This window comes from Acaryochloris sp. CCMEE 5410 (assembly GCF_000238775.2).
In the GTDB taxonomy this organism is placed as follows: Bacteria; Cyanobacteriota; Cyanobacteriia; order Thermosynechococcales; family Thermosynechococcaceae; genus Acaryochloris.
The window spans coordinates 31,335-46,069 of the sequence record NZ_AFEJ02000005.1; the positions used below are offsets into that span (position 1 = coordinate 31,335).

The window sequence follows — 14,735 nt, forward strand, 5'->3', positions numbered from 1 at the left end:
AAACTTTCGGTCATTCTAATGCAGAGCGGTGGGCTTTGTCCGTTGATGATGAGAAGTCAATCTGTTAGGACAGTTCACGAGTATAAGTGGCTTCAAAGGCCACTTCCTGACGGTCTACTTCAGCCTGCCATTGCTCCACTTCAGATGCCAAACGGGACAGGTCTTTCTCCGGGAGTTGACCAAGTTTTTCCTGTCGCCATAATTCATGCTGAGCATGCCGGTAAAATAGACGAGCGACGAACAAGTCGAGCTGATCCTGGAATCCAAATCGATGGTGCCAGTTTCTGCTCGCTTCATTCGCCAGGAAATATCGACTCTCTAGCTGGGTAAATGGAGTGCTAACGAGCTGGTTGAGTATTGTCGCCATTAGGCTGGTTGCGACACCTCGGCGTTGCCAAGATGGGGAGACGCCTAACAACCGAAGATAGGGATACCGTTCAGGCTGCTCAATTATGAGAGCTATGCCAATGAGTTCCCCCTCAGGTGAAATGGCAACGCATGACACTTTTGAGGGTTCACCTTTGACTGCGGCAAAATAGTTGTCAATACAGCTTTGGGCTGATTCTTGAATATCCCGCTCTTCATAATTGCAATATTCAACGGAGTCGTGAAAGATCTCAAAGAATAGATGCTTGAGCTCAAGTACATCCGTTGACACAACAGGTCGGATCTTGAAGGACTGCGGGGTATCGTTTCGGGGGGCAACCTCGATGACGGTCAGAACAGATTGCTGTCTGGGCGTGAGGTAAGCCATCCCATTGAAATATTCATGCTTCCAGCCCAACCGCCAAGGCATGAGTTCATACTCTTCCCAGGACATGACGATGGGTTCACTCTTCACTCCACCTCCAAGGAATTCTCCACGAGAAAGCGTCCTGCTTCTAATGCCACTCGGCTATTCACGTAGAATTCTCCATCAGTGTGAACCTGTCTTTCTGGGGTAATGACCCAGCACTGATAGCCCCACTCTAAATCAAGTGAGACTCCGACGAGCCAGCCACCAGAGAATCCTAACAGTTCAGCAAGTGTATCTGTTGCCATTACAACCTCACCATGTGGAGGTAAAACATGAACAAAAGTATCTTATTGACACCATTTTAGTACAAGATTACTATATTGGTCTAGCGTCCCCCAATTCACACCTTTGGAGATTCACTCATGAGTGCCAAAAATGAAATGACTGAGAAGCAAAAGGCCCTCGACTTGGTGATGAAAAACGTTGAAAAGACGTTTGGCAAAGGGGCCATCATGCGATTGGGTGATGCCACTCGGATGCAGATCGAGACCATCTCTAGTGGGGCATTGACTCTAGACTTAGCGCTAGGAGGTGGTCTTCCTAGAGGACGCGTCATTGAAATCTATGGACCTGAGAGTTCGGGGAAAACCACCGTAGCCCTGCATGCGATTTCTCAGATCCAAAAGACCGGTGGAGTCGCTGCCTTTGTTGACGCTGAACATGCCCTTGATCCAGTTTATGCAGCAGCACTGGGTGTGGATATATCAGAGCTGCTTGTAAGCCAGCCTGATTCAGGGGAAATGGCTTTAGAAATCGTGGATCAACTCGTTCGTTCAAGTGCGGTGGATCTCGTCGTGGTCGATTCCGTTGCTGCTCTTACTCCCAGAGCTGAGATTGAGGGAGATATGGGAGATTCCCATATGGGGTTGCAAGCTCGGTTGATGAGTCAAGCGCTGCGTAAGATTACAAGCAATATTGCCAAGTCAGGTAGCACCGTCATTTTCCTGAACCAACTGCGACAGAAGATTGGGGTCACCTATGGCAGTCCAGAGGTGACCACGGGAGGTAATGCCCTCAAGTTCTATGCCTCCGTTCGCTTGGATATTCGTCGAATTCAGACCCTGAAGAAAGGCACCGATATGTATGGCATCCGCGCTAAGGTCAAGGTTGCCAAGAATAAGGTTGCACCTCCGTTTCGGATTGCAGAGTTTGACATCCTGTTTGGCCAGGGGATCTCAACCATGGGTTGTCTGGTCGATATGGCGGAGGAAACAGATATCATTGTCCGCAAAGGAGCTTGGTATAGCTATGACGGTAGCAATATAGGCCAGGGTCGGGAGAATACCATTCAATACTTTCTGGATAACCCAGAGTTCGCCCAAAATGTAGAACAACAAGTACGCCAGAAGCTGGAGTTAGGCTCCAAAGTTTCTGCAAATTCCATCACGACCGTTGAGATAGAACCGGCTGATACAGAGGAAGTTGATGCATCTTAAGAACATCGACCTTTCAGGAGTATATTGCTGTAAAGAAGCCAAGCATCAAGCCTTAAGGTAGCTACCCATGCCCAGTAGTTCTGCTCATCCAGGGTCTCCCCCCATTGAACAACTACAAGGGGTTGTGGAGCGATTGACCTTCCATTCTGATGAGTCGGGCTATACCGTTGCCCGCCTCAAAGCACCACGGACCCGTGAATTGATTACCATCGTGGGCAGCTTCGCCAATATCCAAGCAGGCCAAACACTTCAACTACAGGGGATATGGCGAGACCATCCTAAGTACGGTCCTCAATTCCAGGTCAAACAGTATAAGGAAACAAAGCCAGCGACTCTCACGGGCATTGAGAAATACCTCGGCAGTGGCTTAATCAAGGGCGTGGGTCCCGTGACGGCAAAACGCATCGTAGCTCACTTTGGGCTAGATACCCTCGATATTATTGAAACCCATATTGAACGATTGATTGAAGTTCCTGGCATCGCCAAAAAGCGCGTCAAACTGATTCAGACCGCCTGGGATAGCCAGAAGGCAATCAAAGAAGTCATGGTCTTTCTCCAAGGGCATGGCGTATCCACCACTTATGCCGTCAAGATCTTCAAGCAGTATGGGGATGAGTCCATTGAAACCGTCACCCATAACCCCTATCGACTGGCAACAGATGTCTATGGCATTGGATTTGTGACCGCAGATGAGATTGCTCGCAGTCTGGGCATCTCACCTCATTCTGAATACCGCTATCGAAGTGGTCTACTACATGTCTTGAGTGAATCCGCAGAAGAAGGGCATTGTTATTTACCTCAACCAGAATTGATTGATCTAGCGGTGAAGAGATTAGCTCTCCCTGACTATCAGCCCAAACCCGATCAAGTGGAGTACCTGATCCATGCCATGATCTCTGATGCTGAGCTAATCGTCGAACGGTTAGCCCATGAGGGCTCGACGAAACTGCTTTGCTACGCACCTCCCTTCTTTCAAGCAGAATTTCACTTGTCTCGACGAGTCCTCCAGCTGCTGGCCAGCTCTCTAGTTGTCGATAATGAACGGGTAAGGGCTTGGTTAGACCGCTTCATGGCTCAAACAGATGTGAGTCTCTCAAAACAGCAGCAGCAAGCCGTGGAAATGGCAGCGAGTCAGCGTGTTGTGATCCTTACGGGTGGACCCGGAACGGGGAAGACTTTTACCACCCGCACAATCGTAGCGCTCTGGAAAGCAATGGGGAAAGACATCGTATTAGCATCCCCGACAGGTCGAGCCGCGCAACGCCTCAGTGAAGTGACGGGTCATGAAGCAAAAACGATTCATCGCCTCTTGGAATTTGACCCCAAGACAATGAAGTTTCAACGGAACTCAGATAACCCGATCCCCGCTGACGCAGTGGTGATTGATGAAGCCTCCATGCTGGATCTGTTCTTAGCCAATTCCCTGATCAAGGCTATTGATACCAACACTCAACTCTTGCTCGTGGGGGATACAGACCAGTTACCCAGTGTGGGACCAGGAAATATCCTATTAGATCTGATAACCTCTGGGAGAATTCCCATTATTGAACTAACGGAGGTCTTTCGTCAGGCCCAAGCCAGTCACATCATCCGTAACGCCCATCGCATTAATCAAGGCCAGTTTCCCAACTTGGAATCCGTAAGTCCTTCGCCCAAAACAGATTGTCTCTGGTTAGGTGCCCCCGAACCTGAGAACGGTGTGCAAGCGATCCAGGAACTGATCAACGATCTTCTCCCTGAACTTGGGTTCCAGCCAGCACGAGATGTGCAAGTCCTATGCCCCATGACGAGGGGCGAAGTCGGTACTCGTAAACTCAATCAAGTGTTGCAAGCTTTGATTAATCCTCCTTGCCCCGATAAGCCTGAGTTGACGAGAGGAGGTCTGATACTCAGGGTGGGAGATCGTGTTCTGCAGCAGGTCAATGATTACAACCGAGAAGTATTCAACGGCGATATGGGAGTGATCGAGGATATCAATGTAGAAGAGATTGCCGTGACGGTTCAGTATGCGGAGCGGTCAGTCTCCTACGATTTGGCTGACTTGAATGAAATTGGTTTAGCCTGGGCCGTCACGATCCATAAGAGCCAGGGGTCGGAATATCCCGTCGTCATTCTGCCCCTGTACATGCAGCATTACATTATGCTCAGCCGTAACTTGCTCTATACCGGACTGACACGGGCGAAGAAACTGGCGATTCTCGTAGGCCCCAAGAATGCCATCAGCATGGCCGTCAGGCAGATCAAAGATAGGCAACGATACACCTTGCTTGAGCGGCGTTTGGGAGGTGTTCCCAAGGCCAACGAATCACTAGCTTCCGCAATTCTTTAACGGATCATTAACACAGTCATCGATACTCTGGGTTGTTTAACTAACTCATGAAATCCCCATATTGTTGAGTTACTTTGCAGAGATGATGGTTCTTTAAGAACGAGCGTAAAGCTTTGGTTGAATATGGGCAGACTTTAGGTATAGAAAGCTTCTCAGTCATTTTTTAGCAGTAACCTCACACTCTAAATTTAGTGTGTTAAGGTTGCCCATTCATACATCCATGTCATCTAGTGCCACTTCTCCTCGGGACTTCTCCTCTAGATCAACCTCCACCCTCTTTTTAAGGGGGATAGGCAATGCTACCTTGACCACCATATTGACCCTGACCCTCCTAGGAAGTGCTGGCTTAGCAGGAGGACTGATGGGGGTAGCGATTAGTTATCGTGATCTGCCTGATGTGACTTCATTAGCTAGCTTTTCACCCAACGAAACAACCTATATCTATGACATCAACGGCAAGTTACTCACGGGCTTGCATGAGGAAGAGAATCGCCAGGTCGTCCCTCTAGCTAAAATCTCGCCCCACCTAAAACTATCTGTACTCGCCATTGAAGATAGCAACTTTTATCAGCATGACGGCATTAATCCGGTCGGTATTCTACGGGCAGCCATCACCAATTACCAGGCAGGCCAAACGGTGCAAGGGGCTTCAACCCTGAGTATGCAGCTGGCTAAAAACCTCTATTTGACCCCAGAAAGAGCTTTTAGCCGCAAACTCGCAGAAGCAGTGCTAGCCCTGAGAATTGATCAATTACTCAGTAAAGATGAAATCCTACAGTTGTACCTCAACCAGGTGTATTGGGGCCATAACACCTATGGGGTAGAAACGGCTGCCCGGAGCTATTTCAATAAGTCTGCTGAAGATCTGACCTTAGCTGAATCCGCCATGATGGCTGGGATTATCAAAGCACCAGAAGGGTATAGTCCATTTGTGGATTTAGACCTGGCCAAAGAACAACAGAACATCGTTCTCGGACGTTTGGAGGAGCTGAAATGGATTACACCCGCTGAAGCTGAAGCGGCTCGGGCTGAGAAAATCACTCTAGGAGAAATTACCTCCTATCAACGGAGCCAAGCTCCTGATGTTACCAATACCGTCATTCAAGAATTAACGGAAAGATTTGGTCGAGAGGCATTGGTTAGAGGGGGATTCCGAGTTCAAACGACCCTCGACTGGAAAATGCAGAAAATCGCTGAGGAGACCGTTCGCAGGAATCATCAACACTATGCCTATGCCGCAGACCAAATGGCATTAGTCGCGGTTGATCCAAGAACGCACTTCATCAAGGCTATTGTCGGTGGAGTGGACAATAAAAAGAGTGAATTTAATCGAGCGACTCAGGCGTATCGACAACCTGGCTCGGCCTTTAAACCCTTGGTGTATTACACAGCCTTTGCAACAGGGAAGTACACCCCAGACTCTATGGTTAAAGACTCTCCCGTGAGCTTCAATGATGGTGGGCTCCAGCGATATAAGCCTCAAAACTACGACCGCAGCTTTCAGGGCTCGATGTCCATTCGTCAAGCGCTCGCGCAATCGCGCAATGTGCCTGCCATTGTCATGGGGCAAAAAGTAGGCATCAAGAATGTGATAGATGTCAGTCGCAAATTAGGGATTACCAGCCCGATCCCCAATGTGATTTCACTTCCCTTAGGGGCAGTAGACTTAACACCCGTAGAGATGGCTTCAGCCTATGCCACCTTTGCCAATAATGGCTGGCAGTCCAAAACAACAGCCATTTTGCAAGTCACAGATCCTACGGGTAAAGTGTTGATTAACAATACCCCACAACCCAAGTTGGTGCTCAATCCTTGGGCTGCTGCTGCCGTGAACAGTACGTTGCAAACCGTCGTGCAATCAGGGACGGGGGTAGCAGCCCAGATTGGTCGCCCCGCAGCTGGAAAGACGGGGACCACTTCTTCCGAGCGGGATGTTTGGTTTGTGGGCTATGTGCCTCAACTTTCAGTGGCCGTGTGGGCTGGCAATGACAATTACTCCCGGATTGGGTCTGGGGCAACGGGTGGAGGATGGATGGCCCCTGTGTGGCGAGAGTTTATGAGTGAGGCGTTAAAAGATACACCTGTTCAGTATTTTGAGCCACCTTCCAAGTTCCCCAAACCCCAGGGTTAAGTACTACGGGAAAAATTTCTAAACGCCCCAGAAATCCCAAATTAGCCCATTAATGATTAGATACAAAGGAAGTTAATTCTGGGAATGCTATAGGTTAGCTTTCTTACCTTTGCTAAAACTACACTAATCTACGACAAACTATGGCTGCTGACAACAAATACTCCACAGTACTACTTGAGCTAAAGACTCACTACCAGGAGACACTCGCTGAACTTGAAGCTCAAACGATTCAACTCAAGACTAAAATCACCTCTCTAGATACGTTGATTGAAGATCCATTGTTAGGCTCTGATATCCTTTCAATCCTTCAAGGTGAAGCAAACTCAATAGAATCAGAAGCACCAGGCTCAACAGTTGCCAACACAGTAGAACCTAAAGCCAAGTCTAAGAAAACTACTCAAAAAGCTGCTTCAAAGAAGAAGTCTGCAACTCCTAAGAAGCCAGTTTCAACTGCAAAGACAAAGGGGACAGTAAAACCGGAAGTTGAAGCTACAGCTACCCCAAAGAAAGCTGCACAAAAGGCGTCACCCTCATCCGGGAAAAGAAAATCTCCAACATCCAAAAAATCAGCCTCTGCACCAAAATCGACACAAAAGGTAGAGCCTAAAGCTGAAGCTACTTCCCCTCAAGTTGCTCAAAAAGCTTCATCCAAAAAATCCTCAACCTCTAAGAACATAGCTTCTCAGAACAAGGCCAAGAAAACTAAGAGACAAGGAAGACGTTCTTCATCCACTGTTCTGAAGATGAACAAACCCTATGACAAGATGACCAAGATTGATGCAATCTCAAAGATTATGCAGGAAAATCCTGGGAAAGTCATGCACACTGATGATTTGAGCTTGATATTGTTTGGTAAATTGACCCCAGAGCAAAATAAAGCTGAACGAGCAAGAATGAAAACCTTGATGTATCGAGGTGTTGATCAGAATCGTTGGCTCAAAGTACCCAAAAAGCAGATGCGCTATGTCTTTGAATCGAGTAGAAATGTTGGGCCAACAGAATCTGGTTCATCTAAGAATCAAAAGTCTCAAAAGAAGACTTGAGACGTTTCAGAGTATCATCATTCCTGATCTCAAGTAGATGCCATCATTCTTGAGATCAGGAATGATGGTGGAGCAAATAGAAAAACGCCTCTACCAATCTCCATTCGCTCTCCTGATAGCGCAAAAGTACTACCAGCTAAGTAGTCTGTTAGCCTCTGAGCCAGCTTATTTTCCAAAGCCGCCAAATTCACTAGAAGCATATCATCCGTTTTCATCGCGTTGATTGCTTCTTGAGCATCTTCAAATGACTGGGGGTGAAACACACGGATCATATGGGGTGAAATTGCTTGCAAGGGAAGAAGATTGTTCATAAACCAGTGCTCCTCTGCGACCAAGTCCAGGCACATTCTCAACGTTTCGTGAATACTCCAGGCAGTCTGTTCATACATGCTCAAGCCTAGGATCGTATCTCATCGGTTACTCCCAATGACACTAGAAGGAGCCAATAGTTCCGCAGCTACCGCATCAACCCTAGATCAATTCGCTGCATCAGTTCCTGAGCAAGAGGGACAAAAATTTCCTGTCGCTGTTTGGCTTTTGGATCAAATCCGGTATCAGCTAGCTCGTAGTCAATTTGAGCTTGATTTCCACGATGAGGTTTGACGACAATTCGACCCAGTTTCCCTAACTTCTGATGCGTGAAGTTGTAGATAAAAACCTGTCCTTGTTGTTCGGAGCGAATCTTGACTCCAGAGGGCAATTTGATTGAGGTCTGTTCCACTTCTTGGACCTCTATAAGATCCATATCTTCTGCTGCAGTTGCATGAAATAACTGAGCTGTCGGGAACACCACCATGACCACCACTGCTTCGTAACTGGGGTCATACTCATCAACTTGTTGAGCAACTTTGCGCTTAAAGGAGACGGCAGTCATCCACAATGCTGGGATTATACTCTGCTGCTGTACATAAAAGAATTTCTTAGAACTGGCACTCTCTAACCCCAGAACGATTCCCTTCCCTCCCACTTCGTATAGTGTGATCGCAACTTGGCGAGCTGCCTCTCCAAACTTCTCTATAAGGGGAAGGCTAGGGTCGGTGATCCGCTCCATCTGCTCATCAATCAAATGGTTGATAGGGTCTGAGATCGGCCCCTGGTTATCTTTAGAAGGTTGAGAAGGCATGGATAATGCTGTCAGAGAGAACGATTACCAGAATTACTACTGACAGTAGCACCAGACGGAACTTCAACCCATAACTTTCAGATGCGCAATAATGAGATCTCTGGGCACAAGATCAAGAGTTTTTAACAATCACAGTAGATCTTAGACCGCTTGGTCATCAGCCCAGAGAAGGGAGAAAAATGGTTTTGTACTGAGTCGGAAGCAATCTCCAACGGTTGGCGCAAAGCACCAAGGTAACTTCACCCCCAAATCTCCTTCACCCGCTCCCGCTCCAACCACACTCCGACCATCTCCCCGATCCGCTCCATCGTCTCCGGTGGCCTCAGCTCAATCACTTCCCCAATCTCAAAGTTCTCCTCAATCTCAACCGCGCACTCCCAGCAAAATTCCGGTGTAGCAAACGATTCCCTCACGAAAGGCTTCCCCGTTCCCGCCACCGTAATCCAGTACTGCCCCGATCCATTCTTGGCTACAGCCAGATACTCCAGCTCCCCTCTCTTACTGACTTGCTCAACTAGATTCTTTTGCCCCAACTCCAGATTCCTGAATCGCCTCTCCAGCTCTGCCGAAATCCTAGGGGTTCTCGGCTGACTAGCCTGGGCAGCTTCTGAGGATTTAGTCTTAGGAGTGTACTCAGGTTTGGCTGATCGGGGAGTTCGCCTAACACTCCGACGTATTCCTCCCAGCTCCCTGTGTCTTGGTTCTTGCTCGGCTGATCGGGTTCCCTCTGGTGCTCTTTTTGGGAAGGTTGTTTTACTTAAGAGCTTGGGTGTGGAAGGAGCGGGCTTGGGTTGGCCTGGGGTGGTTTGAGGGATGGGCTTAGGGTTAAGGCTGATGATTGGGGAAGTCATGGGGGGGAGTCCTCTACACAAAGCCAGTTTATCGACTAGGCTCACTGATTGGAGAGGGATTGTTGTAAAAGCTTACGGGTGAGATCTCATCGTGATCAGCATGGGTGTAGTTAGCGCTATTCCCGCTAAGATCTAGCTCTGTCTCTGGTCAAGGCTGAAGGACAAGAGCGAGTTGCAGTAGATATTCCTTTTGATTTATCTTAAGCTTCAGACAACAACTTCATCATGAGCCACATGAAGAAGAAACAGCTCATTACTAAGAGCCAGTTGATTCAAGATCTCAAGAAATTAGGAGTCTGCAAGAAGCAGACGATCATGCTTCATTCCTCTGTTCGGAATATTGGATGGGTTGTGGGTGGACCAGATGTTGTGCTGGCAGCTATTCTGTCACTCCTAACAGACTCTGGCACTTTAATGATGATGGCAAGCTGGGAAGATAATCCCTACGATTTGTCCCGATGGCCCAAACACAGGCAAGAAGCCTATCTGTGCGAATGCCCAGCCTATGATCCGTCTCGGTCTCGTGCCGATTGGAGAGAAATGGGAATTCTCACCGAATATCTTCGGACTTGGCCAGGTGCGCATAGGAGCCGTCATCCGTTCTCATACGTCGCGGTGGGTGAACTTGCCCAATGGATCACAGCCGAACAGCCTTGGCAATATCGGGATGGTCCGGGTTCACCGCTAGCAAAACTCTGTGAGGTGAGTGGCTCTGTGCTTCTGCTGGGTTCACCTATTGGTGACGTCACCCTGCTCCACCATGCTGAGCATTTGGCTGATGTGCCTAATAAGTGGATTGATCGCTACCGAATGCCCATACTCCAGAATGGTCAACGGGTGTGGATGGACTTTGAAGAATTTGATACGACTAATGGGATTGTGGACTGGCCAGACAATTACTTCGAGACTATCGTCAAAGATTATTTGGCAACCCACCCTGCTCAGACAGGAAAGGTCGGCGGGGCAAAATCGTACCTATTGGATGCTCAGTCTCTAACTCAATTTGGGGTTCAGTGGATGGAAGAGAACTTCAATTAAGCCCCTCAACATTTTGTTCACAGTACCGATTGAAATGTTGAAGAATGATTTTATGATAATGCTTAAATCCTATATCGTTGACCTATCGTCAGCTTGCTTTTGCTGTATCCAAAGTTTAGGTTGTAATGAGCTGGTCTTACCATTACAAGATCGAGGTGGCCCCATTTGTATCATTGAATGACCTAGCCGCTGAAACTTCCTCAGCCGCTCAGCGTGTTCAGCTATGCCCTCTTCATTAGACTTTGCCTGAATAGACTGAGGCTCCTCTGATGACTGAACTTCAGAAGGTCGAGGAACAAGAGTATGGGAAGACTTCGAAGCTCGCTTTTTATGAGCGTATTGATGAGTTCTCATTACAAGCTTCCTAATTTCAGTAGGTTACTTGTATTCTCTCTTTGTTCTATTTTTGTTTTAGCTACTGTTATTAACCTAAATCCGTCAGTTCAGAAACTCTACCCCAACCCGCCCCAACAACTCCTCCGCAGCCTTCACCTTCGCTTCCTTCTTCGACCGCCCTTCACCAACACCCCGCAATCCCATCGCCAGCACTGAACAGCGAAATCCTTCCGGTATTACCTCAAACTCATATCTGGGCATAGAGATTTGCTGACGCTGGCATAACTCCTGTAAGGCTCCAATCGGATTCTCCACCACATCACCAGACAAGCTCACGGATTCCTCTTGGTCTTCCTCCTGGTCCTCGGCTTGCTCCTGGTCTAGGTGTAGGACTCTCGCTTGATGTTCTGCTCTGCGAATGGCTCGGTTTCGGGCGCTATCAAGGAGCTTGATCAGTGCGTCTTCTGGATCTTCGTTAGGGTATCGGTAGGCAAGAATCCAAGTTGTTCGGGAGTGAGGTCGATGGTCAGGCTGGAGGTTCGTTGGGGGGTTGACATCCAATAGTGCATTTAAGTGGATTTGGATAGAATAGTCTAGAACAGTGCATCGATGCTCATGCAAACCACCACTCTCTATGATCAAGACTTCTACGCTTGGACTCAGCGTCAAATAGACCTGTTGAAAACTCAGCAATGGGAGCAAGTGGATGTCGATAACTTGATCGAGGAGATTGATTCGTTGGGTAAGCAGGAACGGCGTGAGCTTTGCAACCGATTAGGTATACTGCTTGGACATCTCCTTAAATGGCACTATCAACCAGAGGCTCGATCTAAGAGTTGGTTTTATACGATCAAAGAGCAGAGGATTAGAATTATCCGCCACTTAAAAGATAACCCGAGCCTCAAACCCTACCTGGATGAGGCGATCATCATTGGTTATGAGGATGGGCTACTACTATTTGGCAAAGAAACCCCCCTTGATCCTAAGCAGCTCCCCCAAGCCTGCCCTTTTTCTAAAGCCCAAATCTTTGAGGAGCCTGTGGAATTGGAGCTGTAACCGAAGGTCTTTAGCTGGATTGCCATCAAGATTTTAGCCATCGACGAAAGAGCTTCATTAGTTGTGGCATCACAACATAGGTTAGTAACAATGCGACTAACCCTGTTGTAATCAACTGACTGAGTAGCAGGGGTAACTTCGATAGGAGAGGAGCCATAATCCGCGTCAAAATGGCTAGAACAATAAATACTCCAAGCCAGGTTACTAGCACCATTTTGTATCGAGGGTGCGGAGACTTGTGTGGCTTTTGAGGCAGTATAAACCAAGTTTCTATTCCGCTAATCGCTTGAATATCTTCTGGTCTTGCTATTAAAGGCTGCAGATGCTCAATCCATTCACTTCGAGTATCCGATTCTAGCCAATCTTTGAAATTGCTTGAGCAGTCAAAGCGAAGCACTAACCTGGATTATTCATGACCCTATGGGATGCGAGTCTAAAGTGAGTGGCATTGGGTCACATAAACGTTGAGCAATTAAGCGAATCTCTTTTTCAAAGGGACAAAATGTTGCAAGCTCTACAAGGACCCGTCGAACAGACACTCTGACCCGAGCAGCCCCTTTAATCAGGGCACATCGTAGACGTTCCACTTGAGCCGTCGCTAACTCCGTTCCCTGGGCAGCCTGTCGTAACGTAATCATCAGCAAATACGCAGCCTGTGCTAACAGGAGACGAAATTGATTTGCCGTGAAACGGTGGCAACTGAGTCGGTCTGCTTGAATGCCCCGCTTGAGTTCTTTAATGGGATGCTCACTATCTCCACCACGCTGAACATAGAACGTGTCGTAGAGCTGCTGTGGACTGAGCATCATATTGGTCAGGACAAACCGAGGATTGGCCCCTTTTGGGAGATACTCAGCCTTCATCACCAGACGTCGAGGATAGTCCCAGGTCGCAGCAGCATAGTAAACATCGTCAAATATTCGGGCCTTTTGTTGGGTTCGACAATACTGGAGTCGGGCCTGCTCTAGTAAATTAGAGATTTTTCGCTTCAGCACAGCATTCGAGCTAAAGCCAATGGCATAGTGAATGCCAGAACGCTCACAAACCGTCAGTATTTCTGGAAGAGCAAATCCAGCATCAGCACGCAGCACAAGAGTCACATTAGGCCAAGCCCGTTTGAGACGCCAAAACAGCCAACGCAGAATCCCAGCTACGGCTTTACCGGGATGAGAGTTGCCTCGACGCAATTGGCATACCAAGGGAAAGCCACTCTGAGCTTCATTGATTAACACAGGAAAATACATATGCTGGCCATAATAGCCATGAAACGCACTCCCTTCCTGGTCACCATGAGTCGGGTCATCCCAACCATCAATGTCTAAAACGATAGTCGATGGGGGGTGAGGATAGCTGGCAATGAACCTGTCAATAAATTGACGACGCATTGCTGCAGTCTGGTCAGTTGTGACCTGATTTTCTAGACGACTGATAGTCGGTTGACTCGCCAGTAAGTTCGACTCAGGAATAGGCAAGTGCTCGCAGGCGATTTTGAAGATGGGGTCATGGCGTAAACTATCGCTATCATTGGCATCCTCGTAGCCTCCGATGAGTTGGTAAACCCGTTGAGCCACTAACTGAGGCAAGGGGTGGGTGAGTTTGTCAGGATCTCGCCATTCTTCAATACAGTCTGCGATATCTTGGCAAATGTGGATTCGTGACTCGGCTTGAGCAGCGAGTAAAATGCCAACATCTGAACTCAAGTCAAGGTCTGAAAATTGAACACATAACGGATGTTCTTGATAGAAGTCAAGGGTTACATCACTGTCACACGGTGTCATGGCACAATAAAGCTATAAATTTCTTGGAGAGCTTGAGTCTACTATGGTTCAAGCTCTTTTCTCTATGACACTCAAATACCTCGTGAATAATCCAGGCTAGTTCTTCTTGAATTGGAGAACGACGCACCAAGATTTATATGTGACTAATATAGAAAAAGATAGCCACTTTTCTGGTGGTCTGACTTACTCTTGCAATTCCCAGCCCCAGGTTTGGCTGGGTTTTTCATAACTAACAAAAACTCCCCAGCATAAGACCATACAGGGGAGTTTGTTGCATCAGCACTTCAATGGACTAAGCAACCTTGGTCAAATGAATATGCTTGCGACCTACCGAGATTTCAAATTCATCTCCAGGCTCAAGTTCTAATTCTTGGGTATAAGTACGACCCACCAAAATATTGCCATTGGTCTGCACACTGACTTTATAACTGGCTTTGCGCCCACCATTGCCATTTCCGTTAGGAGGTTGGCTATCTAAATCGATGCCTTCCGCATCCAATAGAGCATTGAGAAACGCGATAGTTTTAATTCGTTCAGAGCCACCTTTGTCATTAGAAACGTATCCGCAAGCTTTCGCTTTTTCCTCACGAGTGTAATCACTCAGTTGTTTGACTTTTGCTACTAAGTCTTTTCCTGTTAAGGGTTTAGCTTGCTTTTTCTTTCTCGGCATGGGTTAAAAAATCTCTCTGGCAGCATCACTTGAACCACTAAATGATTACATAGAGTTTTTGGTTTGTGGTAAGCGGATAACCGACCCTATTAGTCAGGATGATATCGGATATCGAATTTTTACATAAGAAGCTTCAACTAAAATAGGA

The 14,735-nt window shown here is 47.6% G+C and carries 14 protein-coding genes; 6 read left to right on the forward strand and 8 right to left on the reverse strand.

Annotation, left to right across the window (positions count from 1 at the left end; translation table 11 throughout):
- Nucleotides 1–64: 64 nt before the first annotated feature.
- A complete protein-coding gene (locus ON05_RS33385; protein ID WP_010479381.1) occupies nucleotides 65–841 on the reverse strand; it encodes a GNAT family N-acetyltransferase in 777 nt (258 codons plus the stop codon).
- Entirely contained in the window at nucleotides 838–1,041 is a 204-nt protein-coding gene (locus ON05_RS33390) for a hypothetical protein (RefSeq protein WP_010479379.1), read from the reverse strand. The genes ON05_RS33385 and ON05_RS33390 overlap by 4 nt, the downstream gene beginning before the upstream one ends.
- A 117-nt stretch (nucleotides 1,042–1,158) precedes the next feature.
- Between ON05_RS33390 and recA the strand changes: the two genes are divergently transcribed.
- The 4 genes from recA to ON05_RS33410 all read left to right on the forward strand — a co-directional run bounded on the left by recA (nucleotide 1,159) and on the right by ON05_RS33410 (nucleotide 7,735).
- Complete coding sequence (gene recA / locus ON05_RS33395; RefSeq protein WP_010479377.1) at nucleotides 1,159–2,232, forward strand: recombinase RecA; 1,074 nt, start codon at nucleotides 1,159–1,161, stop codon at nucleotides 2,230–2,232.
- Nucleotides 2,233–2,299: 67 nt separating this feature from the next.
- On the forward strand, nucleotides 2,300–4,561 hold the full coding sequence (locus ON05_RS33400) for an ATP-dependent RecD-like DNA helicase (protein ID WP_262562634.1): 2,262 nt from the start codon (nucleotides 2,300–2,302) through the stop codon (nucleotides 4,559–4,561).
- A gap of 220 nt (nucleotides 4,562–4,781) precedes the next feature.
- Entirely contained in the window at nucleotides 4,782–6,692 is a 1,911-nt protein-coding gene (locus tag ON05_RS33405) for a transglycosylase domain-containing protein (protein WP_029315554.1), read from the forward strand.
- Between the two features lie 140 nt (nucleotides 6,693–6,832).
- Nucleotides 6,833–7,735, forward strand: coding sequence for a hypothetical protein (locus ON05_RS33410; RefSeq protein WP_010478875.1), 903 nt, complete (start codon nucleotides 6,833–6,835; stop codon nucleotides 7,733–7,735).
- Nucleotides 7,736–7,764: 29 nt separating this feature from the next.
- On the opposite strand, the gene ON05_RS33415 is transcribed toward ON05_RS33410, so the two are convergent.
- From ON05_RS33415 to ON05_RS33425, 3 genes are all read right to left on the reverse strand, one after another.
- Nucleotides 7,765–8,046 carry a cell division protein SepF gene (locus ON05_RS33415; RefSeq protein ID WP_039781646.1) on the reverse strand — a complete coding sequence of 94 codons (282 nt, stop codon included), beginning with the start codon at nucleotides 8,044–8,046 and terminating at the stop codon, nucleotides 7,765–7,767.
- 146 nt (nucleotides 8,047–8,192) lie between these two features.
- Nucleotides 8,193–8,858 carry a hypothetical protein gene (locus ON05_RS33420; RefSeq protein ID WP_029315553.1) on the reverse strand — a complete coding sequence of 222 codons (666 nt, stop codon included), beginning with the start codon at nucleotides 8,856–8,858 and terminating at the stop codon, nucleotides 8,193–8,195.
- Nucleotides 8,859–9,097: 239 nt separating this feature from the next.
- Nucleotides 9,098–9,709 (reverse strand): hypothetical protein, encoded by a 612-nt coding sequence (locus tag ON05_RS33425; RefSeq protein ID WP_010478872.1) that lies wholly within the window; start codon nucleotides 9,707–9,709, stop codon nucleotides 9,098–9,100.
- Between the two features lie 234 nt (nucleotides 9,710–9,943).
- On the opposite strand from ON05_RS33425, the gene aac(3) reads away from it, so the two are divergent.
- Complete coding sequence (gene aac(3), locus ON05_RS33430; protein WP_010478870.1) at nucleotides 9,944–10,747, forward strand: aminoglycoside 3-N-acetyltransferase; 804 nt, start codon at nucleotides 9,944–9,946, stop codon at nucleotides 10,745–10,747.
- Nucleotides 10,748–11,185: 438 nt separating this feature from the next.
- Here aac(3) and ON05_RS33435 read toward each other — a convergent pair whose 3' ends face one another.
- Nucleotides 11,186–11,704 (reverse strand): double-stranded RNA binding motif domain-containing protein, encoded by a 519-nt coding sequence (locus ON05_RS33435; protein WP_262562637.1) that lies wholly within the window; start codon nucleotides 11,702–11,704, stop codon nucleotides 11,186–11,188.
- Between ON05_RS33435 and ON05_RS33440 the strand changes: the two genes are divergently transcribed.
- Nucleotides 11,699–12,139, forward strand: a complete 441-nt coding sequence (locus ON05_RS33440) for a DUF29 domain-containing protein (RefSeq protein WP_039781642.1) — start codon at nucleotides 11,699–11,701, stop codon at nucleotides 12,137–12,139. The genes ON05_RS33435 and ON05_RS33440 overlap by 6 nt on opposite strands.
- A gap of 410 nt (nucleotides 12,140–12,549) precedes the next feature.
- On the opposite strand, the gene ON05_RS33445 is transcribed toward ON05_RS33440, so the two are convergent.
- Entirely contained in the window at nucleotides 12,550–13,917 is a 1,368-nt protein-coding gene (locus ON05_RS33445) for an IS1380 family transposase (RefSeq protein ID WP_010478859.1), read from the reverse strand.
- Between the two features lie 292 nt (nucleotides 13,918–14,209).
- Entirely contained in the window at nucleotides 14,210–14,587 is a 378-nt protein-coding gene (locus ON05_RS33450) for an AbrB family transcriptional regulator (protein ID WP_010478858.1), read from the reverse strand.
- Nucleotides 14,588–14,735: the final 148 nt, after the last annotated feature.

Bases quoted from the DNA above. Each gene is read 5' to 3' on its own strand.
- ON05_RS33390 (WP_010479379.1), bottom strand. From the start codon at position 1,041: ATGGCAACAGATACACTTGCTGAACTGTTAGGATTCTCTGGTGGCTGG.
- recA (WP_010479377.1), top strand. From the start codon at position 1,159: ATGAGTGCCAAAAATGAAATGACTGAGAAGCAAAAGGCCCTCGACTTG.
- ON05_RS33400 (WP_262562634.1), top strand. From the start codon at position 2,300: ATGCCCAGTAGTTCTGCTCATCCAGGGTCTCCCCCCATTGAACAACTA.
- ON05_RS33405 (WP_029315554.1), top strand. From the start codon at position 4,782: ATGTCATCTAGTGCCACTTCTCCTCGGGACTTCTCCTCTAGATCAACC.
- ON05_RS33410 (WP_010478875.1), top strand. From the start codon at position 6,833: ATGGCTGCTGACAACAAATACTCCACAGTACTACTTGAGCTAAAGACT.
- ON05_RS33415 (WP_039781646.1), bottom strand. From the start codon at position 8,046: ATGAACAATCTTCTTCCCTTGCAAGCAATTTCACCCCATATGATCCGT.
- ON05_RS33420 (WP_029315553.1), bottom strand. From the start codon at position 8,858: ATGCCTTCTCAACCTTCTAAAGATAACCAGGGGCCGATCTCAGACCCT.
- ON05_RS33425 (WP_010478872.1), bottom strand. From the start codon at position 9,709: ATGACTTCCCCAATCATCAGCCTTAACCCTAAGCCCATCCCTCAAACC.
- ON05_RS33440 (WP_039781642.1), top strand. From the start codon at position 11,699: ATGCAAACCACCACTCTCTATGATCAAGACTTCTACGCTTGGACTCAG.
- ON05_RS33445 (WP_010478859.1), bottom strand. From the start codon at position 13,917: ATGACACCGTGTGACAGTGATGTAACCCTTGACTTCTATCAAGAACAT.
- ON05_RS33450 (WP_010478858.1), bottom strand. From the start codon at position 14,587: ATGCCGAGAAAGAAAAAGCAAGCTAAACCCTTAACAGGAAAAGACTTA.